Genomic DNA, 24,479 nt, shown 5'->3' on the forward strand with positions numbered 1-24,479 from the left:
GCTAAAATTATGCTAATTGTTGTGTAAGCAACCCGCAGTTCGGCAAGAACAAATTATCTAATTCGTCGCTTAAGTTAGGACGAATTAACTACCATGAAAAGGAGTCTTGTTAGTGATTTACAAAGTGTATTACCAAGAAGACAAAAAACGGAATCCTAAGCGCGAGGATACCCACTCTCTCTATTTGGAGGCGGCCACTGAAGTTGAAGCCCGCGCCCAAGTCGAAGAGCACACGGACCACAATATTGAGTTCATCGAAGCCATCGAAGGCAACACCCTGGCTTATGAACAACAAAATCCAAACTACAAATTAACGGAGTTCAATGAATGAACAAGTTAAACGTCAAAAATAACGAGACCGCTATCTTTGGCGTGGGTGGATTAGGTGAAATCGGGAAAAACACGTACGGGATCCAATTTCAAGATGAAATCATCTTAATTGATGCCGGCATCAAGTTCCCCGAAGACGAGTTATTGGGAATCGATTACGTCATTCCCGACTACCAATACCTGGTTGAGAACCAATCCAAAATCAAGGCGCTAGTGATTACCCACGGCCACGAAGACCATATTGGCGGTATTCCTTATTTATTGCAATCCATTAACGTGCCGGTCTACGCCGGTCCGTTAGCTTTAGCTCTGATCAAGAACAAGCTTGAAGAACACGGATTACTCAAATCAACTGAATTACACGCAATTGATGATGATACGGTGCTTAAGTTCCGTAAAATGAGCGTTTCCTTCTTCCGAACGACCCACTCGATCCCCGATACGCTGGGAATCGCGGTCCACACGCCGGTCGGAACCATCGTGGAAACCGGGGACTATAAGTTCGACTTAACCCCCGTGACCAACCAGCCGCCTGATCTGCAAAAGATGGCCAAGCTGGGCGCTGACGGCGTGCTCTGTCTGATGTCTGACAGTACCAACGCCGAACGGCCGATTTGGACCAAGTCCGAAAAATGGGTCGGCAAGTCGATTCGCCGCATCTTCGACCAGGTCCAAGGCCGGGTCATCTTCGCGACCTTCGCCTCCAACATCTCACGGATTGAAACGGCCTGTGAGACGGCGCTGGCCCACGGTCGTAAGATTGCCGTCTTTGGCCGGTCCATGGAAGCCGCCATCGTCAATGGTCGGGAGTTGGGCTACCTCAACATCCCTGACGAGGCCTTGGTCGACGCCAACGCGATTCGTTCCCTCCCTGCCGATAAGGTCATGATCTTATGTACCGGTTCGCAGGGTGAACCCATGGCGGCCCTTTCCCGGATTGCGAACGGTACTCACCGGCAGATTTCTATCCAACCTGGTGACACGGTCGTCTTCTCCAGTAACCCAATTCCTGGGAACACGATCTCCGTTAACCGGGTGATCAACGAATTGGAAGAAGCGGGCGCGACCGTTATCCACGGGAAGGTCAACAACATCCATACCTCGGGTCACGGTGGTCAGGAAGAACAGAAGCTGATGCTCCGGCTGATGCAACCGAAGTTCTTCATGCCAATTCACGGGGAATACCGGATGCTGAAGATCCACACCGAGTTAGCCGAACAATGTGGGGTTCCGCTGGATCACAGCTTTATCCTGCAAAACGGCGATGTCTTGGCCCTGACCAAGGATTCCGCTCGGGTGGCGGGTCACTTCGCTGCCGGCGACGTCTACATTGACGGTTCCGGCATCGGCGATATCGGCAACGTGGTCCTGCGGGACCGCCAGCTGTTATCCGAAGAAGGTCTTGTCGTGGTTGTCGCAACGATCGACCTCAAAAACCAAGAGATCAAGGCCGGCCCCGACCTGCTCTCACGAGGATTCGTGTACATGCGTGAATCCGGTGAGTTGTTAAATGAGGGTCGCCGCCGGGTCTTCCAGACCATTCGGCGGGCCATGCGCAATCCGAAGGCGACCGAAGCCTCGATTCGCAACGCGGTCATCGATGATCTGCAAAACTTCCTGTTTGAAAAGACGGAACGTCACCCAATGATTTTACCGATGTTCATTATGACGAAGTAAAATGATGGATTAAAGGGATGCCTACTCGCATCCCTTTTCTTATGAGCTCTTAAAGTTCTCGGAGAATGACTAGGCACACTGCGAGAAGTTCGTTATAATAAGAGAGAAAAAATTGAGAGGAGCAGTATGGTGAGTGTCCAGTACTATATCATCTTAAACGAGCATGCGGGGAGTGGTCGCGCCGGTAACCTGTGGCCTGAAATCCGCCAACGATTGGATGCGGCTCAGGTCCGTTACCAGGTCGCCACCTCCGATTATGCCAACCATGCCATCCTTCTAAGCGAGCAATTTGCCAAGCAGCTACCGGATGACGGACAGCAGAACTGGGTCGTCCTCGCGGTTGGCGGCGATGGCACCCTGCACGAGACGTTAAACGGTTTAACCCGCCAGCCGCGGCAGCATCCGATCCCGGTGGCCTACCTCCCCGTCGGCTCCGGCAACGACTTTGCCCGGGGCATTGGCATGTCCCTGAACTGGGAGACCGCCCTCAAGCAGGTCATCGACTGCACCCAGGCCACGGACTATGACCTGGGCACCTATGACGAGACCATCAAGCAGGAGCGCGGGGTCTTCACCAACAACCTGGGGATCGGCTTTGACGCCGGGATCATCGCCCAGGCGAATCAGTCCAAGGCCAAGATCTGGTTGAACAAGCACCACTTGGGCTCCCTGTCCTACTTGGCATCGGCCCTCAACGTCTACTACAACCAAACGGGCTTCACCTTAACCGTCCACGTGGGGAACCAACGGGACATTTACCCCAACGCCTTTCTGGTCACCACCACGAACCACCCCTACTTCGGGGGCGGCGTGCCCATCGTGCCCACGGCGACGTTGACCGACCACCAGCTTCATCTGGTGGTCATCGAGAAGCCCAACTTCTTTAAGCTCATCTGGCTGGCGTTGCGGCTGATATTCAAGCGTCATTTGACGTCTAAGGCCGTTCACTACTATGCCGCATCAACTATCCATCTGACCGTTCCGGCCATCGAATACGGCCAATTAGACGGTGAAGAGATGGGTGGTCGCTTCTTTGACGTCTATACCGGTTTACGTCAGTACCCCTTCTGGATCGACGTGACCCTTTAATCAGCACCTTATCCTGAGCTCACGCCCTATCGGTTGAGCTCTTTTTTTTGCGCCAAAAAAGCCCGAGGTCACGTCGTTGATGACGACGCCCTCGGGCTTTTCAGCGACCACTCGGGCCGTTCATTTATTTTTATGATTAGTCTTCCGAAGCATCCATTGCTTCCAGAATCATATCAAGCTGAGCGCACTTATTGGTCAGATAGGTCATCTCGTTACCATACCGTGGCTCGATGGTCACCGTCTCCGTTCCCGCTTGAACGCCGACCGACTCCTGATGCTTGAGCGTCGCCAATTGCGAATGCGCCTGACGTGACTCCGCAAGAATCTCCATTCGATTACTCATAACCTTCAACAACTCCTTTAACAAGATTTCGTGATGATTTTTAGGTTCCAAATGACTACTGGAAGATAATACCACGCGTTTTTGGATTTGTTAACGATTATCTTAATTTTTTTCGGCGAATAACCGAATTTGGACAGAAAGGCGGTTACATTCTTCGGGTTTTACTTCAACGTTCCGGCAAAGGACGGCATGAAGTACTTACTGATCGACTGAACCGAAACGTTTTGCCCCGGTTGCGGTGCCGCAACGAATTGATTGTTGCCTAAGTAGATCGCATCGTGGTAGGTCGATCCGTGGCTGCCCCAGAACAGGATGTCGCCTGGCTTGGCAGATCCCACGGAATGCGTGGTGACCATGGCCTCTTGGGCCGTCGTGCTATGTGGCAGACTAACGCCCAGCGCATGCTGGTACACGTAGGCTACCAGCCCAGAACAGTCCATGCCGCTCAGAGAAGAGCCGCCCCAGACGTACGGGATGTCGGCCGACGCCAATTTGAGTGCCAACCCGGTGACGGAACCGCTGGTCAAGCCGGCCGTTGACTTCTTGGTCTGCTTAGAACTGCTGCTTGTCGTGACCTTAGCAGCCGACGAGGCACTGGCACTGGTCGTGGCCGTCGATGAGGTGCTCGTAGCACTGCTACTCGTGGCCGTGGTCGAACTGGTGCTCGATTGGGCCGTCGTGGTGGCGGCACTAGTCTGGGTGCTGGTCTGGTTCGCTGAGCTGGCGACCGTTGCGCTGTAGGTCGTTGGTGTCTGAACCTTCTTCACAGCCTTCTTCTTGGTCACGGGCTTAGCGGTTACCTGACGCGTGCTGGTCGCACTGGTCGTCGCCGTTGCCTGGCTGGTCGTCGTCTTTGCTGCGCTAGCCTTTGACGACGTTACAGCCGTAGCTACCTTGGGCGTGGCCTGAACGGTCCGCTTAGTCGCTGACGGCGTTGAACTGCTCGTGGCCGCCGCGACCGAGGCCTGCGTTTGGGCGGATGAGGTGCTCGTAGCAGCTACCGTACTCGTGGATTGCGTCGCTGAACTGTTGCTCGTCGACTGGCTCGCCGACGTTGCTGCGCGACTGGTACTGGTCGACGCACTGGTTGATTGTGCCTTGGAGACCGGTGTCGTGCTGGTCGTCGCGTGCTTTAACGTTGGCGTGGACGACTGGCTGGCACTCGCGACCGCGCTGGTTGCTGAACTGGCCGTCGCGGTGCTGGACTCAGAAGTGGTCGATGAACTCTGCCGTTGCTGTTGTTGGCTCGCCGCGGCCTGTTGCTGGGCTAGGATCTGCGCCTGAAAGGCACTCGCCTTTTGGGTGACCTGGTGTGTGACCGACGGCGTCGTGGTCGTCGTGGCTTCCGTCCCCGTGGCATCCGCCTTAGCGGCACTCGCCGTTTGTGGAATGACCAGCTTTTGGCCGACGCTCAGCATGTCTCCCGTTAAGTGGTTAGCCGTTTGGAGCTTGGCCACCGTGGTGTGGTAATGCTGCGCCAGATCCCACAGCGTATCCCCAGACTTGACCGTATACGTTAAATTCTGTGCTTTGTTCGTATTAACTTGCAACCGTTGCCCCACAAAAATCAGGTCGGTCTTGGTGTCTAGTGAGTTTTGCTCTTCCAGGGTCTCGATTGACACACCGTACTTTTGAGACAATCCCCAAACGGTGTCCCCCGCCTGGACTTGAACGCTGTTCGCGCTCGCGGTCACGCCGGCAGCCAAGGCCCCGAGCGCGCCAACCACGCCAACCGCAACTTTAGTTTTTCGTTGACCTGTACTCATTCACACACACGTCCTTTATCCCGTAATTTTTCTGATGATGCAGCCCATGACGCCTTAAATCGTTTTCAGGCAGTCATGGTGGTTCACAGTGAATACGAATCACAAACTTATCTTACCACACGTTTTGCGCGTTTCTTGTGAATTATTAAGGATTTCTTAATGGATTTTAGTGCTGAAACGTTTGTTCGAGGAAAACGGTTTCTATTTTAAGGAACCGGCTGAAAGCCCATTATAGCAAGGACCCCGTTTCGGTTAAAAGCAAACACCGGTTCGTTTCGAAATACCAAGCATTTTTCCCAGAATGGGGATTCTGCTACACTCAGGCTTCTCAACCGTTTACTTGTATGATACACGTTTACCATGAACCCCCATTTTGTATCCTACAGTTAGCCGTTGACCCGGTGCATTTGTGAAATGCTATTTTAGCCCACAAAAAAACGGAGGATCGTCCTCCGTTAGTTCGTTCATCACCTTTTCTGCTTACCCGAAGAGCCCCTTGAAGAAGCTCACGATCTTATCCCAGATCTGGGCGATAAAGTTCTCCGCCTTCTGAGCATCGGCACTATTCGCAAAATCCTTCACGCTGGCCATCTTGTTCCCAATACTGTTCGCCAGGTTATTGGCCACCTTGGTGACGTTGGTCACGTAGCTCTTACTCGTTGAGACCGGTGCTTGCTGCACCTTACTCAGGGCAACGGAAATGTTGTTGATCTGCGTTTGCGTCGTTTGGCTCGAGATGCCCTGCTTAGCTAACGCCTTCTCCAGCATCGCGGCAATGTCGTCCTTGGTGGCTAAGTCACTGCCGTTCTGCCGTTGTTTGGCCAGGTCGGATGAGACCGACCCCACCGCCGACATCAACTTGCCGGGATACTTCTTATCATCACTGTTCGAATTGATAGCTGGCTGAGTGGCGTCCAGCACACCGTTCGCCGCCTGCGTGTTCTGCGCGTTCAGGGTCAATCCGTCCGTGGCCAAGGCCTTATAGACCCCCGTGAGGGCCGACTCGCCGGAAACCGACTTGTCCGCCGTCACCGTGATGATCACGTCCTTGACCCCGGCCATCGTTGCCACCATCGCGTACTGTTGCGAGGTGACCTGGGTAATATTATTGCTTCCATTATAATCAGCGATGTTGACCTTCACACCCGTCCCGGGATCCGCGGGGGCCAGCGAGACCGAACTGATCATGCTGGCATCGGTGGTGCCCGCCGAGTTCAGGTACTGGGCGTAGTCACTCCCCGTGGCGGTCAACGCCGTGTAGTTCGACTTGACCCCCAGTGCGGTGGCCACCGTATCTTTATCTTCACTGGCCAGGCCGGCGCCGTAAACCACGTAGGCCTTCGAGAGTGCCTTGGTCTGCACGGTGCTGCCGCTGGTGGCCGAAGAACTGCTATCCGTCACGCTACTGCTGGTACCGGTCGTGTCGGTCGTATCGGCCTGCGCCACCAGGGTGTGACTCCCCAGCGTCAGTGCAGCCGCGACCGTGGCCAGCCCGAGAATGAATCGTTTTAATGTCATAATTGTCCTCTTCTTTCACTTTGTTGGTCCCCTGCCCACTCATTCAGTATAGCAGGTCACTAACCTAAGGGGGGCAAACTTCCGCGACCTTAGAGGATTCTTATTATTGCCAGAACCGGCGAGCGCCCGCGTATTCGGCGGCGTACTTGGCCGTGGTCATCGGGATCAACTCGACCGCGTAGCCGGGCTTCGGTGAATGGAGCATCTGTCCCTTCCCGGCGTACAGCGCCACGTGATGGATCTGACCGCGGCCGTGGTCGGTCGCAAAGAAGATCAGGTCCCCAATGGCCAGCTCTTCCGGGGCGACCGGATACCCGTTGGCAAACTGGTCCTGGGCATCCCGGGGAATCGCGTAATCGAGTGCCCGGTGCAGCGCATAAATGAAGCCCGAACAGTCAAATCCTTGTGGCGTGATGCCGCCCCACAGGTACGGTGTCTCCAGGAACTGCCGCCCCAAGGCCAACAACCGGTCACCATCGTTGGCGCCGTTCACGCTCAACTTGGCCGCGCTGGCCGCAATGGCCCCCGGGCCCAGTGGCGTCAAGACCTTGATCTGTTCGGCATCCTGTCCCGTGGTCGTCAGAATCGTGCCCAGCGGGAGGGTCAACTGGGGCTGCCCCTGAGCATCCAGTAACGCCGTCTGGGGCTGCACTAAGCGAACCGTGGTCGTGGGGTAATCCAGCTCATCATCGTTAGCGGTCAATTGGCTCACCGGAATCCAGCCAGGATACCCGCGCCGTTCCTGCCGATTGGCTTGGCGGGTCACGAAGACGTGGGCCCACTGCCCTTCGATACGGTCTAAGATGACCCGGTCGTTAAAGAGGGCCTCCGTGACCAGCACGTTTTGATCCGCTAAGCGTTCCCGGTCCTGATCGGTCAACTTGCCCAGCCAGGCTGCCAGGTCGCCATCGTTCAAGTAGTCCTGATCCGTCTTCGTCGCACTAGTCGGGGTCGCCCAAACCAGCGCCGTAGGGACCTTTACCCGTCGAATTTCCATAAATTAACCGCCTCCAAATCCTTTACCCCAATCTTACCAATAATCACCGCAAGTTACTAGATTCTGAGGGCGTTTCACCCCTAAAAACACAAAAAAGGGGCGTCAATCAGCCCCTTAATGGTTATTCGTCTAAGTTTAAATAGGTTTGCACCACACGTTCCGGTGTAAAGCCCGCCATGGCAATGACCTGTTCGCCATTGCCGCTGGCCCCGAAGCGGTCCTGGGAGATCACCGCACCATCCAGCCCGGTGTACTGGCACCACCCGAGCCCGCTGGCCATTTCGATGGCGACCCGCCGCCGCAGGTGCCGTGGCAAGACCTTTTCCCGGTATTCCCGCGATTGCGCGTTGAACCGTTCGAAGCTCGGCAGCGACACGACCCGCACGTCGTGTCCCTGGTCGCGCAATAAACTCTGGGCACGTAAGGCCACCTGAACCTCGGACCCCGAAGCCAATAGGATGCCATCCGGCGTGCCCTGCGCATCGGCGACCACGTAACCGCCCCGCTTGACGCCGCTGTGGACCCGCGCCGCCGGTTTGGGCAGCGTCGGCAGGCCTTGCCGGGTCAAGACGATGGCCGTGGGATGATCCGTGGCCGCCATCGCCGCCAACCAGGCCGCGACGGTCTCATTTCCATCGGCCGGCCGGTACACGGTCAGTCCCGGAATTGCCCGCAAGGCCGCCAGTTGTTCGACTGGTTCGTGGGTCGGACCATCTTCACCGACCGCCAGGGAGTCGTGGGTAAAGACGTAGATGACGGGTAATTTTTGTAAGGCCGCCAACCGAATGGCACCCTTCATGTAGTCGGAGAAGACGAAGAAGGTCGAGCCGAAGACCCGGGTCCCACCATGCAGGGCGATTCCGTTCATGGCCGCCGCTTCGGCGAATTCCCGCACACCAAACCAGAGGTTGCGGCCCTGCCGGTTAGCGGCACTGAACCGGTCATCCTGGGCAATGGCCGTCTTGTTCGAACTGAACAGGTCGGCCGAACCGCCCCATAAGTTCGGGCACACCGCGCTCAACTTCTGTAAGATCTCACTGCCGCTGGCCCGCGAAGCCAGCTGGTCTTTCTTGTAGTACGTCGGCAGCTGATCGACCAGGTGCTTCGGCAACGTCTGGCTCACGCCCTGGGCGAATTGGGCCGCCAACTGGGGTTCCGCCGCCGAGTAGTGGGAGACCAACCCGGACCACGCCTGGTGACTGGCCCAGCCGCGGGCCTTAATGGTGGTCATGAAGCGATTATGCACCTCTGCCGGCACCGTAAAGGGATCGTTGTCCCAGCCGTAGTTTGCCCGGGTCTGGGCCAGGTCTTCCGCACTCAACGGCGCACCGTGGACCTTATTCGTCCCCGCGTTCGGGCTCCCGGCCCCAATCTGGGTCTTCACTTCGATCAGGGTCGGACCGTTTTGGTTCCCCTTGGCGACCGTGATGGCGGCATCGATGGCCCCCAGGTCATTTCCATCGGCGACCCGCAGGTAGTTCCAGCCGTAGCTGGTAAAGCGTTGGGCCACGTCATCGTGGCACGCATTGCTCAGTGGACCATCCAGGGAGACGTCGTTGGAATCGTACAAAACGATCAGTTTATTCAGGTTCAGCTGACCCGCCAGACTGGCTGATTCGGCGGCGACCCCTTCCATCAGGTCCCCATCGCCGCACAGCGCATAAGTATAGTGATCCACGACCGCATAGTTTGGCCGGTTATAGTCGGCGGCCAGGTGGGCCTCCGCCATCGCCATCCCGACGGCCATGCCGATGCCTTGTCCCAGCGGGCCCGTCGTTGCGTCGACGCCCGGGGTCACCCCATATTCGGGATGGCCGGGGGTCTTACTTCCTAATTGCCGGAAATTCATCAGGTCGTCCCGACTGAGGGCAAAACCGCTCAGGTGGAGCAAGCTGTACAGCATGGCTGACCCGTGGCCCGCCGATAACACGAACCGGTCCCGATTGAACCACTTGGGGAAGGACGGGTCGACCCGCAGGTGCCGTGAAAAGAGCACGTACGCCATGGGTGCCGCCCCCAGCGGTAACCCGGGGTGGCCGGAACGGGCCCGCGAAATCATATCCATACTCAGCATCCGGACCGCCGTAACGGCCTGGGTATCCGTTTCATCAAAATTCAGCTGTTCTTGAACCACTTTTTCATTCAACATCTCAAATGACCTCACTTTAATCAGCCATACCATTTATGACAATTTATTCTTGTTTGATGACATTAAACGTTTATTTTACCGGTAGAATCAACGTTGCTTATCGACTTTTTCAACTATACCAATCTAACCGTAATAATGCAACCGTCTTTAGAAAACTTATTGGATTAGGATTTTTAAGGTCAAATTGGTCTAACCAGAAGATAGACCGATTAGGCCACGTTGCAACCGGTTGTCATTTGAGCAGAAAAAAGAGTGGCCACCGAAATAATTTTTCGGTGGCCACTCAGGTAGACCATTAAGTTAATTGACTGGCTTAAGCCTGGTTGGCGGCTTCAACTTGCGCCAACGTTGGAATGGATGGCATCGCACCCAATCCCTGAACCGTCAGGGAACTGGCCCGTTGTGCAAACGTCAAGGCGGCCTCGATGTTGCTCAGGTCCGGCTTTAATTGGGAACTCAGCGCCCCAATAAAGGTGTCCCCGGCAGCCGTCGTGTCCACGGCCTTCACCTTGAAGGCCGGTACGAAGCCCGACGCAGCCGCCGTGTTGTAGTAGGCACCCTTGCTGCCGACCGTGATGATCAGGTTCTTCACGCCCATGGCCCGGAACTTTTCCGCATTGGCGTCCATGGAGGCCACGTCCGTCACCTCGATGCCCGTCAGAACGGCACTTTCGGTTTCGTTTGGAATGACCAGGTCGGTCACTTTCAAGATGGCTGGGTCGATCTTCGCAGCCGGTGCCGGGTTCAGGATGGTCGTGACCCCGTGTTGCTTCGCAATCGTGAAGGCCGCCAGTGTCACGTCCTGGGGCGTTTCAAACTGGGTGATCAGGAAGTCGGCCTTGGCGATCTCGGCTTCAACGGCCGTGACTTCGGCGGGCTTGATCTGTTGGTTAGAACCCCCGTACACCAAGATACTGTTTTGGCCCTCTTCGTCCAACAGAATGAACGCGGACCCCGTGCCCACCGTCTTATCCGTGATGATGGCACTCGTATCGATGCCGTCATTGTTCAGGGATTCAACCATGAACCGGCCGGCTTCATCGTTGCCGACCTTCCCGATGAACCGGGTCACAGCGCCGGCACGCGCGGCGGCAACGGCTTGGTTGGCACCCTTTCCGCCGGCAGCGCTACTCTTGTTTTCCGTCGAGAGGGTTTCTCCCGGTTGGGGCATCCGTGCGATGCGCAGTGTGGTATCGACGTTTAAACTTCCTAAAACCGTTACTTGATTTGCCATAATGATTCGTCCACTCCTCCGTGCTAGGTTGCGTGTAAAACGTTTTACGCTATGCCGACGCAACGTGCAAACTGATTTCTTACACGTAGCGTATCATATTTCGAAAAGGCTTACAAGGAAAAATTAATCTGGTTTGACGGGGCCCGTGCTCTCCCGTTGCCGGAAGTCAACGGGGAGATCCACCGTCTGTGCCGCCTGGCGCCGATTATGAATCCGATTGATCAAAAGTTCCGTCGCGCGCTCGCCCATGGTGACCACGGGTTGGTGCACACTGCTCAGCCGGGGCACCACGTACTCGTCCAGGTCGATGTCATCGTAGCCCAAGACCGAGACGTCTCCCGGCACCCGAACGCCCTGTTCGTGCAAGCCCCGCATCAATCCCAGCGCGGTCTCGTCGTTAATGGCAAACACCGCCGTGGGGTGCCGCTGGAGGACCGCCGCGGTGGCCTGATAGCCCCCGAGCTTGGTCATCGGTGACAGGACCACGTCATCAGCCGTCAGGGAGACCCCGTGCTGCGCCAGTTCCTCCCGGAACCCCCGCAACCGGATCACCAGGTTCTGCGTGGCGTGCTCCGGCATCACAACGGCCACCCGTTGATGGCCAAACGCCAGCAGGTGCTGCGCGGCAAGCCGGCCGCCCCGGTCATCGTCGATGCGAATTCGGTCGAGACTGGGTCCCCCGTTTTGGTCGATCAGCAGGTAGGGAATCCCATTTTTCTTCAGGATATTGTCGATCGTCTCACCCGTAATGGAGGCACTGGCAATGATCAGGCCGTCCACCGCCCGCTTGATCAGTTCCTGCAGGTAGTAGCCCTCAAGCTCCTCGTCGTGGTTCGCGCCGAAAATCAGTGGAATGAACTGATGCTGGCGGCTCGCCGACTGGACCCCCTTGATGAACATGCTAAAGAAGGGGTTCCCCAGGTTAGGCACCAGCACGCCAATGGTCTGGGCGGACTTCATGATGAGGTTGCGGGCGTTAAAGTCCGGCACGTACCCCATCTTCTCTTGCAACTGGTGAACGCGGCGCCGTGTATCCGGGCTGAACCGCTCGCCCTTACCGTTAAGTATTTGTGAAACCGTGGTGACCGAAACGCCCGCAGCCTCGGCCAGATCCCGAATCGTAACTTTGCGTGTCATAGCAACCTCCACACCATCTTGTTTTATTTATTATACCGCAGGTGCCCGGACTTGCGGAAGAAGTTCGGGAGAAAACTGAAAAACCCCACAACTATCCGCGGTGGGGCCTCTCTTAGCGGTTAACTATTGGTAACTCGTTCTGGTTTTAAGCACCACTAAAAAAGCACCAGCCGCGTTTTCACGACTGGTGCTTGGGTATTTTAACGAAAATTAAGCCTTTAAAATCTTGTCGATTGCGGCGAGTTCTTCCGGATCGAACGTCAGGTTCTGGACCGCCTTCACGTTTTCGTAAAGGTGTTCCGGCTTCGACGCCCCGGTGATCACACTCGTCACCACGGGATCGTGCAGTAACCAGGCCAGCGCCATGTGGGCCAACTTCTGCCCCCGGCTCTGCGCGATCTTGTTCAGGGCTTGGAGCTTACGGCCAACCTTGTCCCGTCCTTGATCGAAGATGTACTGGCTGGACCAGTGAATGTTCACGTCATCCGGAATCCCATCCAGATACTTGTCGGTCAAAAGGCCTTCCGCCAAAGGACCGTAAGCGATGACCCCGGCATTGTTCTGCCGCATGGTGTCAAAGAGACCGTCGGCATTCGCCTTTTGGTTCAACATGTTGTAGGAGACCTGGTCGGCGACGAACGGCGTGTGCAGGTCCTTGAAGATCTTGATCATCGCGGCCGCTTGCGGCGCCGTGTAGTTGGAGATTCCCACGTAAAGGGCCTTGCCTTGCCGCACGATGTCGTTCAACGCCACGGCCGTTTCCTCCGGCGAGGTCTCCGGGTCGAACCGGTGACTGTAGTATACGTCGACGTAGTCCAGACCCATGCGTTCCAGCGACTGGTCCAATGACGCAATCAGCGCCTTGCGGGAGCTCATCTGGCCGTAAGGGCCGGGCCACATATGGAAGCCGGCCTTGGTCGTGATGACCAATTCATCCCGGTAGGGCTTTAATTCCCGCTGGAAGACCTGCCCGAAGAGCCGTTCTGCTTCCCCGGTTCCCGGACCATAGTTGGCGGCGTTATCGAAACTAAAGATTCCCGCGTCAAACGCCTTTAAAATAATGTCCCGCGTGTCCGCATAATTGGCGTCGGCGCCAAAACTGTGCCACATGCCAAACGAAATTGCGGGGAGTTGGAAACCGGTGTTCCCGGCCCGCCGAATCGGCATTTTTTCGTACCGTTTCTCATCTGCTACATACATAAATTGCCACATTCCTTTCCACTTATCCCTAAGCAAAGTATAAAGGAATTGGTGTGGACCGGTCAAGTATTCCCTTGAGACGCCCGCGGCCACGAGCGGTGATGACCGAACTTGCCGCTGGTAGCAGCCCTAATGCCGGTCGTCGCTTAACTTGACCGCCTGGGAGACGTGGCCGTTGGTGGTCGCCAAGAGTTCCTTGGCTTCCGCGATGGTCCCCTTGGTCTCGATCAAGACAATGGCCAACGGCACGTTGTTGCCCGCCCGGTCCAAGGCCCGTTCAGCCGCCAACGTGGACGTCTGGGTGGCCTCGGCAATGATCTTCTTGGCTCGTTCGAACGTCTTGCCGTTCGTTGGCACCACGTTGATCATCAGGTTCTGATAGACCTTGCCGGACTTGATCATGATTCCGGTCGACAGCATGTTCAGGACCATCTTCTCGGCGGTCCCGGCCTTGAGCAGCGTGGCCCCGGTGATCACCTCGGGGCCCACGACTGGCGTGATCGGGTAGTCCGCCAACTGGGCCAGCTGACTGTCCGCGATGCAGGAAAAGCCGATGCCCAAAGCACCCTGCTCCTGGGCGTACTGCAACGCCGCCACCGTGTACGGCGTCTGGCCGGAGGCGGCACTGGCGATGACGATATCGTTGGTCGTCACGTGAACCGCCGCCATATCGGCCTGCGCCAACTCGGGCGAGTCCTCGGCCGACTTGACCGTTTCGGTCAGCGCCGGTTGGCCCCCCGCAATCAAGCCAAAGGTCTGGTTGGCCGTTAACCCGTACGTGGGCTGCAGTTCGGTGGCGTCGATCACGCCGAGCCGCCCCGAGGTCCCGGCTCCCACGTAGATCAGACGGCCCCCCTGGTCGAACTTGGGAAAGGCGGCATCGATGGCCGCAGCGATTTGCGGCAGCTGCTTTTGTACGGCTCGCGCCACCCGCTGATCCTCTCGATTAATCGTTGCCACCATATCCAACGTCGATTCACGGTCAATATGGGTCGAACGGTGATTCCGCTGTTCAGTTAAAATTTCATCTAATTGCATGATCGTCATCCTCCAACCTGAGACAAAACAGTTTTTATGTATTCGTTTTCATAAATCCTATATCTGGTATACCATGTTCCATGCTGAATTTCAATTGCCTTTTCAAAAATGTTAGCGAGCGCTTTCATTTCGACAAAAAATAAAGCCGGTTGGTTATTACCAATCGACTTTACACGGTTCATCTTCCTATTTTTCAACCGCCATCCACTGGTACCCGCGGCTCATCCCCGCTGGGTTCCAGACGTAGCCGGTGACCTTTGAATTCCACAGTTCCACCGTTGCGGGCTGGTAAAGCGGGATAACTCCCTGTTGGGTCATCAACCGCTTCTCGGCCGTTACCAGATCCTGGTAGCGCGCCGTTGGCCGGTTCGCGTCCTGGTTCTCCGAGCGCTTGATAGCGGCGTCGTACTGGGCGTCGCTGAAGCCCCCGTTATTGTTGGTGTTGCCCGTGCTCATCAACGATAAGAAGTTGATGGGATCCGCAAAGTCGGCCCCCCAACTCGAAAGCACCAGATCAAAGTTTCCGGAATTGGAACGGCTCAGCCGCGTCTTGTACGGCAACGCGTTTAACGTGACCTTGACGTTCGGCAACTTCTCCAGCTCGGCCTGGATGTACTGGGCGACCGTCTTGGTGACCGCCAAGTCGTCGCACATCAGCGTCAGGTCCAGTTGCTTGGTCCCGCTGGCCTTCAAGCCGGCGGCCATCAGCTTCTTCGCCTTCGGCAGGTCGTAGGCGACCCCATCCTTCACGTAAGCGTCCTTAGCGAAGTCCGCCTTGGTCTGCGGGTTCTGCGTCAGGTTCTGGGAAACGAAGCCTAAGGGCGCCTTCGACCCGTCGCGCAACACGTGACTCGCTAACTGTTTTTTATTGATGGCCAGTGAGAGGGCCTGCCGGACCTGCAGATTCTTGAGGGCCTTGACCCGCTTCTGGTTCATCTGCATGTAGTAGGTGGTCCCGCCCACGTAGGTCTTCAGGTCGGGGTTGTTCTTCAGGTTGGCGACCTGCGTGCCGTCCAGCGTGGTCGCATCGAGCGACTTCTTCTGGTACAGGCTCAGGCCGGTCGACGGATCGGCCACGACCTGGAAGTTCAACGTCTGAAGCTTGATCTGCTTCTTATCCCAGAACTTCGGGTTCTTGGCCAGTGTCCAATTTTGCGACGTGCCGGTCCACTTTTTCATCACGAAGGGACCGTCATAGGCCGTCTTGGTGCTCGAGTGACCGTAATCGCTCCCCTGCTTGACCACGACCGACTTCTCTTGGGGGAAGAAGGTCGGGAAGGCCAGTAAGAGCTTAAAGTAGGCGACCGGCTTGCTCAGGGTGACCTCTAAACGATAATCGCCGAGGGCCTTGACCCCCAACTGCGACGGTGCAAGCTTCCCCGACTGGACCTGGCTGAAGTTCTTCACGCCCGCCATCAGGTAAGCATACTCGGACGCCGTCTTCGGGTTGGCCGTCCGTTGCCACGAATACACGAAGTCGTGCGCCGTGACGGGCTTGCCGTCGTTCCAGTGGTTGGTCTTACGCAGGTCGAAGACGTAGCGTTTTCCGCCGTTGGTGACCGTGGTCTTGGTCGCCAGCGCGTTGATCAACTTTTCGTTCTTGCCCAAGCGGTACAGGCCCTCTTGGGTGTGGTACAGCATGGTCAGACTGGTGGAGTCGGCCGCCTTCGAGACGTCCAACGTCGTGACCTCGGACTTGGCTGACAACTTGACCGTTTGCTTCGCGGCCAGTTGGCCAGTCGACTGACTGGTCGTGCTGGACTTCCCGCAGGCCGCTAATCCCCCAGCGACGACGAGTGCAAGTCCCAGCATGATTCCAATGTGCTTTCCTCTCAAAATACTCTCTCCTCACGACAATTTAGTTGTGTGTAACCATTTTAACTTGTTCGCTCGTTCAAATAAAGCCCCCAACTGCAATAAAACCGCTTCCTGACCCTTGGCCGCATTAAATTGGATGCCGAGCGGCAAGCCCTCGGGCGTCACCGCCGTCGGTAAACTGATCGCCGGTTCACCGGTCAGGTTCGCCTGTTGGGTAAACGGCGAGCGGGTCAGGGCCGGTAACCATTGGTCGTAGATCAGCTGCTTCTGGGCCGCCGGGCGCAACCCCGCGATGGCTTGCATCCGCGCCATATTGGCCGCCGAGACCAGCGAATCACCCACCTTGGGTGCCGGCCAGGCCGTCGTTGGCGTCAGGATGACCGGGTAACGGTCGTGCAGCTGGGCCATCTGCCAGGCCGCCTGATCCCAGCGACTCAACGCCAGGCTGTACTCGGCGGCGGTCGTCTGCAGCCCCGTCTGGTAGAGCGCCCAGGTCAACAATTCCATATCATCGGCGGTCAACGGCCGTTGCAGCCCCGCCGACAGCTCGCTCATGAAGGCCGCGGTCTCCCCGGCGTTCATGGTGTAATAGCTCTCCATCAGGGCGACCCCGTCAACGGGAACCTTGATTTCCTCGACCGCAAAGCCCTGTTCTTCCAGGAACGCCGCCGCTTCGTGCACCGCGGCAACGGCCGTGGGACTGACCGGCGTACCCACCGGCGATTCGGTGGTAAAGCCGATGGTCCCGGGACGAAGCGGGTCCTGTAACCGGTCTTGAAAGCCCGGTTGAACCAACGGGGTCTGGAAGACCGCCGCGGGCTGCAGCGTTTGCAGGCTGTCCAGTAACGCCGCGGTATCGGCGATGGACCGGGTCAACGCGAAGTCAATCGCCGCCCCCTGCCAAGACCGCCAGTCCCCCGGTCCGACGGGCACCCGGCCCCGGGTCGGCTTGAGTCCGATGGTCCCGGACCACGACGACGGGATCCGAATCGAGCCCCCGCCGTCGCTCCCGGCCGCAATTGGTACCAGACCGGCTGCGACACTGGCCCCGGCCCCACCGGAGGAACCGCCGGGCTGGTAGTCTAAGTTCCAGGGATTCCGGGCCGGCCCGTAGAGCTGCGCGTCCGTGATGTTTTTGAATCCAAACTCGGGGAAGTTGGTCTGCCCGATGATGATGAAGCCGGCGCGTTGCAGGGCCTGGACGAAAAAGTCCGTCTCCGGCGCCACGTTTTGGGCCAGCAACTTGGATCCGCTGGTGCTGGGTTCACCCTTGAGGTGTTGGCCCAGGCCCTTTAACAGAAGCGGTACGCCCAAGAATGGCTGACCCGTATCCCGTTGCTGGGCCGCCTCCTGCAGTGCCCGTTCCTTACGGGTCGTAATCACCGCGTTCAACTGCGGGTTTTGCCGGTCGATCTCGGCAAAGGCCGCCTCGATCAGTTCTTGCGAGGTGACCTCCCCCTGTCGAATCCGCCGCGCCCAGGTCAAAGCCGGGGTCCCTATCCAATCCGTTACCGTCACGATGAACCGCCTCCTATAAATATACCACTAATTTTATGTAAGTTATTTCCTGAGATTAACAATAGCTGGTTGTAAAAGCGTTTTCAAGTAGTTATACTTAAAAAGTCTTAGATCACACAATTCGAAGGGACTGAAATTTTGATGAATAAGACGAAAAAATGGTTGGTTTTAGGTTTAGGTTTAGGATTGGTGTTGAGCGCAGGACTCGTTGGTTGCGGGAAATCCTCGACACAAAGCACGAACGATAAGGTCGCTAATAAGAAGACCTTGATCGTCGCAACTTCCGGGACGTTATACCCCACGTCGTTCCACGACGCCAAGAGTAAGAAGCTCACGGGATTCGACATCGAGGTCGTTCGGGCGGTCGCTAAGGGTCTGCACAAGAAGGTCGAGTTCAAGGAATTGAACGTCGACGGCCAACTCACGGCCGTGAAGACTGGCAAGGCCGACATGGCCGCCAACGACTTCGGCCTGTCCAAGGCGCGTAAGAAGGACTACAGCCTGTCCACTACGTACAAGCACTCCTTCAACAGCATCATGGTCCGTAATTCCGACGATTCCGGCATCCATTCTTGGGCCGACATCAAGGGGAAGAAGTCTGCGGGGGAAGCCGGGACCGGTTATCAACGGCTCGCTCAGCAGTTAGGGGCCAAATTGGTCAACTACGACAACGTCTCCAACGATGTTTACCTGAAAGACGTCAAGAACGGCAAGACCGACTTCATCGCCAACGACTATTACCTGCAAAAGCTCGCGTTGTCCGCCGTGCCGAACAACGGCCTGCACCTGATCAAGAACATGTACTTCACGACCAGTGACGACAACGGCGGTGTGGGGATCCTGATGAAGAAGAGCAACACCAAGCTGAAAAAGGAAATCGATCAACAGGTCAACAAGCTGTTGAAGAACGGCACGATTAAGAAGTTGTCCGAGAAGTACTACGGCGCCGACGTCACCCAGAAGCCGACCGTCCACATCTCCAAGAACTTCACGATCAAATCCCAATACAAAGGTCAATAATTGAGGGAGGCATCCGCGCATGCTGCACTACTTCTCAATTCCGGGGTTCTTTAACGCCCCGCTAGCGTGGTCGTCCGTCCCGCAGATTCTCAGTGGCCTGCCGATGTCGGTCTACCTGACGGCGGTCTCGTTCGTCTGTTCTCTGATCTTAGGTCTGCTCCTCACGTTGTCCCAGCTCAGCCACTCGCGGCTCTTACACGGGCTGTCACGGGCGTACATCTCGTTCATGCGGGGCGTTCCGATGCTGGTGGTGCTGTTCATCATTTACTTCGGGTTCGGGGCCAACGCCCTGCCCGCAGCCATCATCTCGTTCACCGTAGTCTCCGCGGCCTTCGTCTCCGAAGTCTTCCGGTCCGCCTTCATGGGGATCGACCACGGCCAATACGAGGCCGCCTACTCGCTGGGGATGTCGTACGGCAAGGTGATTCGCTACATCATCCTGCCCCAGGCCTTTCGCATCGGCTTACCCGCCCTGGGAAACATCCTGTTAGACATGTTCAAGAGTACCTCGCTGGCCGCCATGATCACGGTCTCCGAAATGTTCATGGACGCCAAGATCGTGGCGGGGGCCAATCAGGACTACATGACCATCTACATCACGATCGCTATCCTTTACTGGCTCTGCTGCGTGGTGCTGACCACGGGCCAGAACTGGTTGGAACGCCACTTAGACTATCAACGACGGGCGGAACGGCTCGCTAAACACGCTTAGCAAGCGTGAGCCCACGGGTGGTTAGCTGGCACCATTAAGCGAAACCAGCTGCCCTTGGGCGCACGGTTCACCCCCGCCATTTGGAGGGACGAAGCGTCATTAAACCAAAACAGGAAGAAAATTCTCGCGTCATTTGCCGAGAATCTTCTTCCTGTTTTTTTAGGCGTTCCGAACCAGCAACCGCCGTTTCAGCGCCTGCCAGGCGAGATGGAAGCCATAGGCCGACGCGAAGGCCGCGAGCCAGGTCAGCGAATAGCACACCAGTAACCGGGGGACGAGCGGCAGGCCCGTCGTCAGCCCCCAGATCAGCGTCAACCAGAACACGTGACTTAGAAAGGCCCGGTACGCGTAGGTCGCCAGCCAATGGATCGGCCCGACCGACTTTCCCGCGTGCCGCATCTGGCGGTAGCCCCCCACGGCCACCGCCAAAATGACCGCAAAGGCGTACACGGTCATCGACCACTGGTAGTAGCTGGCCTGGGCCAACCGCACCGGTAGTCCCCGCCCCACCAGCTGCCAGGTGATCCACCCGTAAGCCGCCAGCAAGCCGGCCACAAGTCCGTAGCGGTACCGGTCAAACCACGGCAGCCACCCGCTAAGGCGCCAGCCCAGGGTCCCCGCCACCCCGTACGGCAGAAAGCTCAGGAAGACCCGGTCGACCAGGTAGGTGCCCACGTGGGGAAAGACCACCAACCACGCGGCATAGAGCGCCCCCGTGATGGCTAAGGCCCACCAGCCCCGCTTGGCGTCCGTACCGGCCCAATCGGACAACGCCCAAAAGAGCGGCATCAGCAGGATGAACTGCAACATCATGCTGTTGTACCAGAGGTGGGGTGCCGCATTGCCGTTCACAGCCTGCCACAGAAAACTTTTCACGTTTATGTAGGGCGTACGCTGCTGGACCTGCGGCAAGATCAGCAGGTACGCCAGCGTCCACCAGATGGTCGGCACGAACATCGCCGACCACTGCCGCCGGTAGTACGTGCCGTAAGTCTGCTCGGGGTGCTGGGCGTGCACCCGAATGATGGTGTAGAGGATTCCGAAAATGAAGGCCGGCGCCGTAAATTTGACGGCATCGTAAATCAGGCCGATGCCCCATTGCTGGCTGGCGGTGGGGGGCTGCTTCATGGCGAAGCCAAACAACGACTGGAACATCACCAGGGTGCAGGCGGTCGCCTTCAGATAGTCCCCGATATCGGTTTTTCCCGCGGTTACTTTTACCAAAACTTCACGTCCCTTCCACAAAAAAAGGAGCCCCCAAAAGAGCTCCCCAAAGACTGTTGTTCAGTTACTGCTGTTGCTTCTGAATGGGTGAGCGGAACAACTGGTCGACCGGTTGTTCGTTGTAGATCAGGTTGATGGCCCGGCCGAACAGGTCGCCCACCGACATGATCTCAAACTTATCACTCTGTTTTTCTGCCGGAATCCGAATAGAGTCGGTCACCACGACCTTCTTTAACTCGGAATCGTTGATGCGCTGCGTCGCGTCACCGGACAAGACCGGGTGCGTGGCACAAGCAAAGACGTCGGCCGCCCCCGCCTTCTTCAGCGCTTCCGCTGAAACGGTGATCCGCACGGCCGTGTCGATGATGTCGTCGACCAAGATGGCGTGCTTATCCTTCACCGTACCGATGACGGCCTCGGGATGCGCGGCGTTCTCGGTCTCGCTGCGGTTGTCGATAATGGCAATCGGCGTGCCCAATAATTCGGCTAAGCGCCGAGCACGACTGACCCCCGCGTGGTCCGGTGCCACGACCACCGTGTTGTCCGCCGTTAATTGTGGTTGGGCCTCAAAGTAACTGGCCAGTAACCGGTCACTTTGCAAGTGGTCCACCGGAATGTCGAAGAAACCTTGTAATTGTGCGGCGTGCAGATCCAAGGCGATGACCCGGTTGACCCCGTCCATCTGTAAGAGGGACGCAATCAGCTTCGCGGTAATCGGTTCCCGCGCGCGGGCTTTCCGGTCCGCCCGGGAGTATCCGTAGTATGGAATGACCACGTTGATCTTTTCAGCGCTGGCCCGCCGTGCGGCATCCACCATGATCAGCAATTCCATCAGGTTCGTGTTGACCGGATCCGAGACCGACTGAATCAAGAAGAGCTCGTCGCCCCGGATACTTTCATCGATACTGATTTGAATTTCGCCGTCACTAAAATGTTTGATCGTGGCCTTCCCTAATTCAACGCCCGCTGCCTGGGCGATCTTTTCGGCTAAGGGACGATTCGAGTTCAGGGCAAATACTTTCAACTTACCCGCTTCGACCTGTTCTGACATAACAGCCTCCTAAATTCATCACGCACTTGGTTAAAGTCCTACTTACGTTTATTATCGCAATTTATGGCGGTAAACGCAACGATTAACCGAACGCTTTTATTGCGTTGCCATAAATTGTTGGGGCGTCACGCCCTGCATCCCGATCATCGGGTCGATTCCCCCGTCCAAGACCAAAGCGGTCGTGAGCCGGTGGTCCGCCGGTTGCGCCGGTGTGGCGTCCGGCGCGGGCGTCGTGGGGACCGCCTGAGCCGGGGTCGCTCCCGTCGGTTGGGCCGCGGGCGCTTCCGGGGCCGCCTGCTCAGTCTCGTCAGTTTTAACCGTCTGGTCTTTTGAATCTGACTTAGCTGGGGCCTCATCGGGGGCCAACACGGCCTGAATCCGCCGGGTCAGCGTGGTGTGCCGGTTGACCGACAGGTTCTGGACACAGGCCTCAAAGGCTTGCGGTTCGCCCAACAGGATCAGCATATCCGCCGCCCGGGTCACCGCCGTGTACAGCAAGTTGCGCTGAAGCATGCGGCTATACTGACTGACCATCGGCAAGATGACCAGCTTGAACTCCGAGCCCTGCGACTTGTGGATCGACATGCAGTAGGCCAGCGTCAGGCGGTTCCAATCGTTTCGCGAATAGGTGACCTCGGTCTGCTCAAAGGCAATCGTCAGCTGGTCGCTTTTGACCTTACTGTGTGGCGTGCTGGCCAGGTCGATCCCCGTGATGGTCCCGATGTCCCCGTTAAAGACGTTATTTTCCGGGCTGTTGACCAGGTGCAAGACCTTGTCCCCAATCCGAAAATGTTGGTTACGAAACTCGACTTCCTTGGTCCGTTCGCTCTTCTTCGGGTTCAAGATGCCCTGCAGGATCTCGTTCAGCCGGTCGATGCCGGCCGTGCCCCGGTACATCGGGGCCAACACCTGGATATCACTGGCGGTGAAGCCCTTCAGGTGGGCCTTCGCCACGATCTGGTCGATCACGGCGCCGACCTGATTGGCGTGGCAGGCGATAAACGAGCGGTCCGGCTGGTTCTGCGTGAAGTCGGCCGGCAGGCGGCCATCCTTGATGGCGTGGGCCAGCGGAATGATCGATGACCCATCCCCCTGCCGGTAGATGGTGTCCAGCTGGATCTTATTCAGATGCCGGCTGGCCAACAGGTCGTGGAAGACCTGTCCGGGCCCCACCGACGGTAGCTGGTCCTTATCGCCGACCAGAATGACCTGCATGCCGGCCGGCACCGCCCGCAGCAGGACCTTCATCAAGGAGACGTCGACCATCGAGACCTCGTCGACGATCAGCAGCCCGCCCTCGAGGTCCTTGGTCGTGGCCGTATCGAGGTTGTCCTCGCGACCGGTCAATCCCAACAGACGGTGAATCGTGCTGGCGGGTAACCCGGTGGTCTCGCTCATGCGCTTCGCGGCGCGGCCGGTCGGGGCGGCCAACAGGATTGGAAAGGGCTTGTCCTTGTACTGATTGATGTCGAGGGAGACCTCGTGCAGTCGGGCGTACAGCTGGACCAGCCCCCGAATGATGGTGGTCTTCCCGGTCCCCGGCCCCCCCGTTAGGAGCAGGACCTTCGCGCGAATCGCGGCCGTCAGCGCGGTCGTTTGGGAATCGTCGTACACGATGTCGGCCTGCTTTTCCACGATGCGTAGCTGCTTATGGATCGCATCGTCGTTAAACTTGGCCCCGGGCTCCTGCTCGGACTGGAGCAGCCGGTTCAGGTGCTCCGCAATCTGCCATTCCGCGTCGTACAAGGGCTTCAGATAAATACGCTGCTCGTCCCCCACAACCTTCTGTTGCTTGGCCAGCTCGAGCAGCTGGGCCGCCAAATCCTGCGGGTTCAAGCGCACGTTGCGGCTGTTTTCCAATAGACTGAGGGTCTGGGTCAGCAACGGTTTGGCCGTGGTATAGGTGTCCCCGTTGGCAACGGACAGGTCCCGCAGTGTCTGGAGCAGCCCCGCGCGCATCCGTTCCGGCCGGTCGGGCGCGTACCCCAACTGGGTGGCAATCTGGTCGGCCCGCTTAAAGCTGACCCCGGTAATGTCCTCGGCCAGCTGGTACGGGTTATCGTGGATCACGTCGAGCGTCTTCTCCTGATACCGGTTATAGATGGCCGCGGCCAGGGTGCTCCCGAAGCCGTAGCCGTTCAAGCCGATGATGATCTGTTCCATTCCGTTATTGGTCTGGAGCTGGCTCACCAGGGTACTCGTGACCTTGGGAGAGAGCCCCAACCCGTCCAGGACACTGTGGTCGTTTAAGATCTGATCGATGGCGTCGGTCCCCAGCGCATCGACGATCTTGGTGGCGGTCTTCTTCCCCAGTCCCGGGAAGTCCTCCCCGCTCAGGTACGCGATGACGCCGCTTCTGGACGTGGGGGTCTCGTTTTGGTAGTTGTCCGCTTGGAACTGCACGCCGTACTTGGGGTGCTCCACCCGTTTGCCGGTAAACCGGTAGGTCACGTCGTCCTTGATGTCCGCAAAGTTCCCGGTGACGACAATCTCGTCTTCATGCCAGTCCAGGCTGGTCTCGCTGATCTTCACCAGCATCACCTTATAAAAACTGTCATTACTGGCAAAGAAGACCGCACTGACCGTGCCGACGACGTAATCCGCCTGGGGACCGCCCGGCGTTGCCAATAAGTCTAAAGATTCGGTTGCCATTGCCCG

19 protein-coding genes are annotated in these 24,479 nt (G+C 57.4%); 5 read left to right on the top strand and 14 right to left on the bottom strand.

The annotated features are described in order from the left end of the window. Positions 1-112: 112 nt before the first annotated feature. The 3 genes from FD37_RS00780 to FD37_RS00790 all read left to right on the top strand — a co-directional run bounded on the left by FD37_RS00780 (position 113) and on the right by FD37_RS00790 (position 3,096). Positions 113-331: a DNA-directed RNA polymerase subunit epsilon gene (locus FD37_RS00780; RefSeq protein ID WP_045807985.1), complete on the top strand. Its 219-nt coding sequence runs from the start codon at positions 113-115 to the stop codon at positions 329-331. After that, on the top strand, positions 328-2,007 hold the full coding sequence (rnjA, locus tag FD37_RS00785) for a ribonuclease J1 (protein ID WP_045807986.1): 1,680 nt from the start codon (positions 328-330) through the stop codon (positions 2,005-2,007). Before FD37_RS00780 ends, rnjA begins: the two co-directional genes overlap by 4 nt. A 126-nt stretch (positions 2,008-2,133) precedes the next feature. Continuing rightward, complete coding sequence (locus FD37_RS00790) at positions 2,134-3,096, top strand: diacylglycerol/lipid kinase family protein (protein ID WP_225351250.1); 963 nt, start codon at positions 2,134-2,136, stop codon at positions 3,094-3,096. Between the two features lie 136 nt (positions 3,097-3,232). On the opposite strand, the gene FD37_RS00795 is transcribed toward FD37_RS00790, so the two are convergent. From FD37_RS00795 to FD37_RS00845, 11 genes are all read right to left on the bottom strand, one after another. Then, positions 3,233-3,439: a hypothetical protein gene (locus FD37_RS00795; RefSeq protein ID WP_045807987.1), complete on the bottom strand. Its 207-nt coding sequence runs from the start codon at positions 3,437-3,439 to the stop codon at positions 3,233-3,235. Positions 3,440-3,600: 161 nt separating this feature from the next. Then, complete coding sequence (locus FD37_RS00800; RefSeq protein WP_056962789.1) at positions 3,601-5,205, bottom strand: LysM peptidoglycan-binding domain-containing protein; 1,605 nt, start codon at positions 5,203-5,205, stop codon at positions 3,601-3,603. A 480-nt stretch (positions 5,206-5,685) separates the two neighbouring features. Continuing rightward, entirely contained in the window at positions 5,686-6,723 is a 1,038-nt protein-coding gene (locus FD37_RS00805; protein WP_056962791.1) for a DUF1002 domain-containing protein, read from the bottom strand. A gap of 103 nt (positions 6,724-6,826) precedes the next feature. Further along, a complete protein-coding gene (locus FD37_RS00810; RefSeq protein ID WP_045807989.1) occupies positions 6,827-7,720 on the bottom strand; it encodes a C40 family peptidase in 894 nt (297 codons plus the stop codon). A 121-nt stretch (positions 7,721-7,841) separates the two neighbouring features. Next, on the bottom strand, positions 7,842-9,869 hold the full coding sequence (tkt, locus tag FD37_RS00815) for a transketolase (RefSeq protein WP_056962793.1): 2,028 nt from the start codon (positions 9,867-9,869) through the stop codon (positions 7,842-7,844). 313 nt (positions 9,870-10,182) lie between these two features. Continuing rightward, a complete protein-coding gene (rbsK, locus tag FD37_RS00820; RefSeq protein ID WP_045807991.1) occupies positions 10,183-11,103 on the bottom strand; it encodes a ribokinase in 921 nt (306 codons plus the stop codon). Between the two features lie 123 nt (positions 11,104-11,226). After that, positions 11,227-12,240, bottom strand: a complete 1,014-nt coding sequence (rbsR, locus tag FD37_RS00825; RefSeq protein ID WP_045807992.1) for a ribose utilization transcriptional repressor RbsR — start codon at positions 12,238-12,240, stop codon at positions 11,227-11,229. Positions 12,241-12,450: 210 nt separating this feature from the next. Beyond that, positions 12,451-13,440, bottom strand: coding sequence for an aldo/keto reductase (locus FD37_RS00830; RefSeq protein ID WP_045807994.1), 990 nt, complete (start codon positions 13,438-13,440; stop codon positions 12,451-12,453). 129 nt (positions 13,441-13,569) lie between these two features. Next, the gene (gene murQ, locus FD37_RS00835) at positions 13,570-14,478 is read right to left on the bottom strand and encodes an N-acetylmuramic acid 6-phosphate etherase (RefSeq protein ID WP_045807995.1); all 909 of its coding nucleotides are present in this window, start codon (positions 14,476-14,478) and stop codon (positions 13,570-13,572) included. Positions 14,479-14,664: 186 nt separating this feature from the next. Continuing rightward, complete coding sequence (locus FD37_RS00840; RefSeq protein WP_056962795.1) at positions 14,665-16,314, bottom strand: peptide ABC transporter substrate-binding protein; 1,650 nt, start codon at positions 16,312-16,314, stop codon at positions 14,665-14,667. 12 nt (positions 16,315-16,326) lie between these two features. Continuing rightward, the gene (locus FD37_RS00845; protein WP_056962796.1) at positions 16,327-17,814 is read right to left on the bottom strand and encodes an amidase; all 1,488 of its coding nucleotides are present in this window, start codon (positions 17,812-17,814) and stop codon (positions 16,327-16,329) included. 141 nt (positions 17,815-17,955) lie between these two features. On the opposite strand from FD37_RS00845, the gene FD37_RS00850 reads away from it, so the two are divergent. Together FD37_RS00850 and FD37_RS00855 are read left to right on the top strand one after the other, a co-directional pair. After that, entirely contained in the window at positions 17,956-18,834 is an 879-nt protein-coding gene (locus FD37_RS00850) for a transporter substrate-binding domain-containing protein (protein ID WP_045807998.1), read from the top strand. 19 nt (positions 18,835-18,853) lie between these two features. Beyond that, on the top strand, positions 18,854-19,546 hold the full coding sequence (locus FD37_RS00855; protein ID WP_045807999.1) for an amino acid ABC transporter permease: 693 nt from the start codon (positions 18,854-18,856) through the stop codon (positions 19,544-19,546). A gap of 159 nt (positions 19,547-19,705) precedes the next feature. On the opposite strand, the gene FD37_RS00860 is transcribed toward FD37_RS00855, so the two are convergent. From FD37_RS00860 to recD2, 3 genes are all read right to left on the bottom strand, one after another. After that, complete coding sequence (locus FD37_RS00860) at positions 19,706-20,770, bottom strand: acyltransferase family protein (protein WP_147007671.1); 1,065 nt, start codon at positions 20,768-20,770, stop codon at positions 19,706-19,708. 64 nt (positions 20,771-20,834) lie between these two features. After that, on the bottom strand, positions 20,835-21,821 hold the full coding sequence (locus tag FD37_RS00865) for a ribose-phosphate diphosphokinase (protein WP_045808000.1): 987 nt from the start codon (positions 21,819-21,821) through the stop codon (positions 20,835-20,837). A gap of 96 nt (positions 21,822-21,917) precedes the next feature. Then, entirely contained in the window at positions 21,918-24,473 is a 2,556-nt protein-coding gene (recD2, locus tag FD37_RS00870; protein ID WP_056962800.1) for an SF1B family DNA helicase RecD2, read from the bottom strand. Positions 24,474-24,479 lie beyond the last annotated feature (6 nt).

This window comes from Levilactobacillus spicheri DSM 15429, from assembly GCF_001435095.1.
Lineage (GTDB): Bacteria > Bacillota > Bacilli > Lactobacillales > Lactobacillaceae > Levilactobacillus > Levilactobacillus spicheri.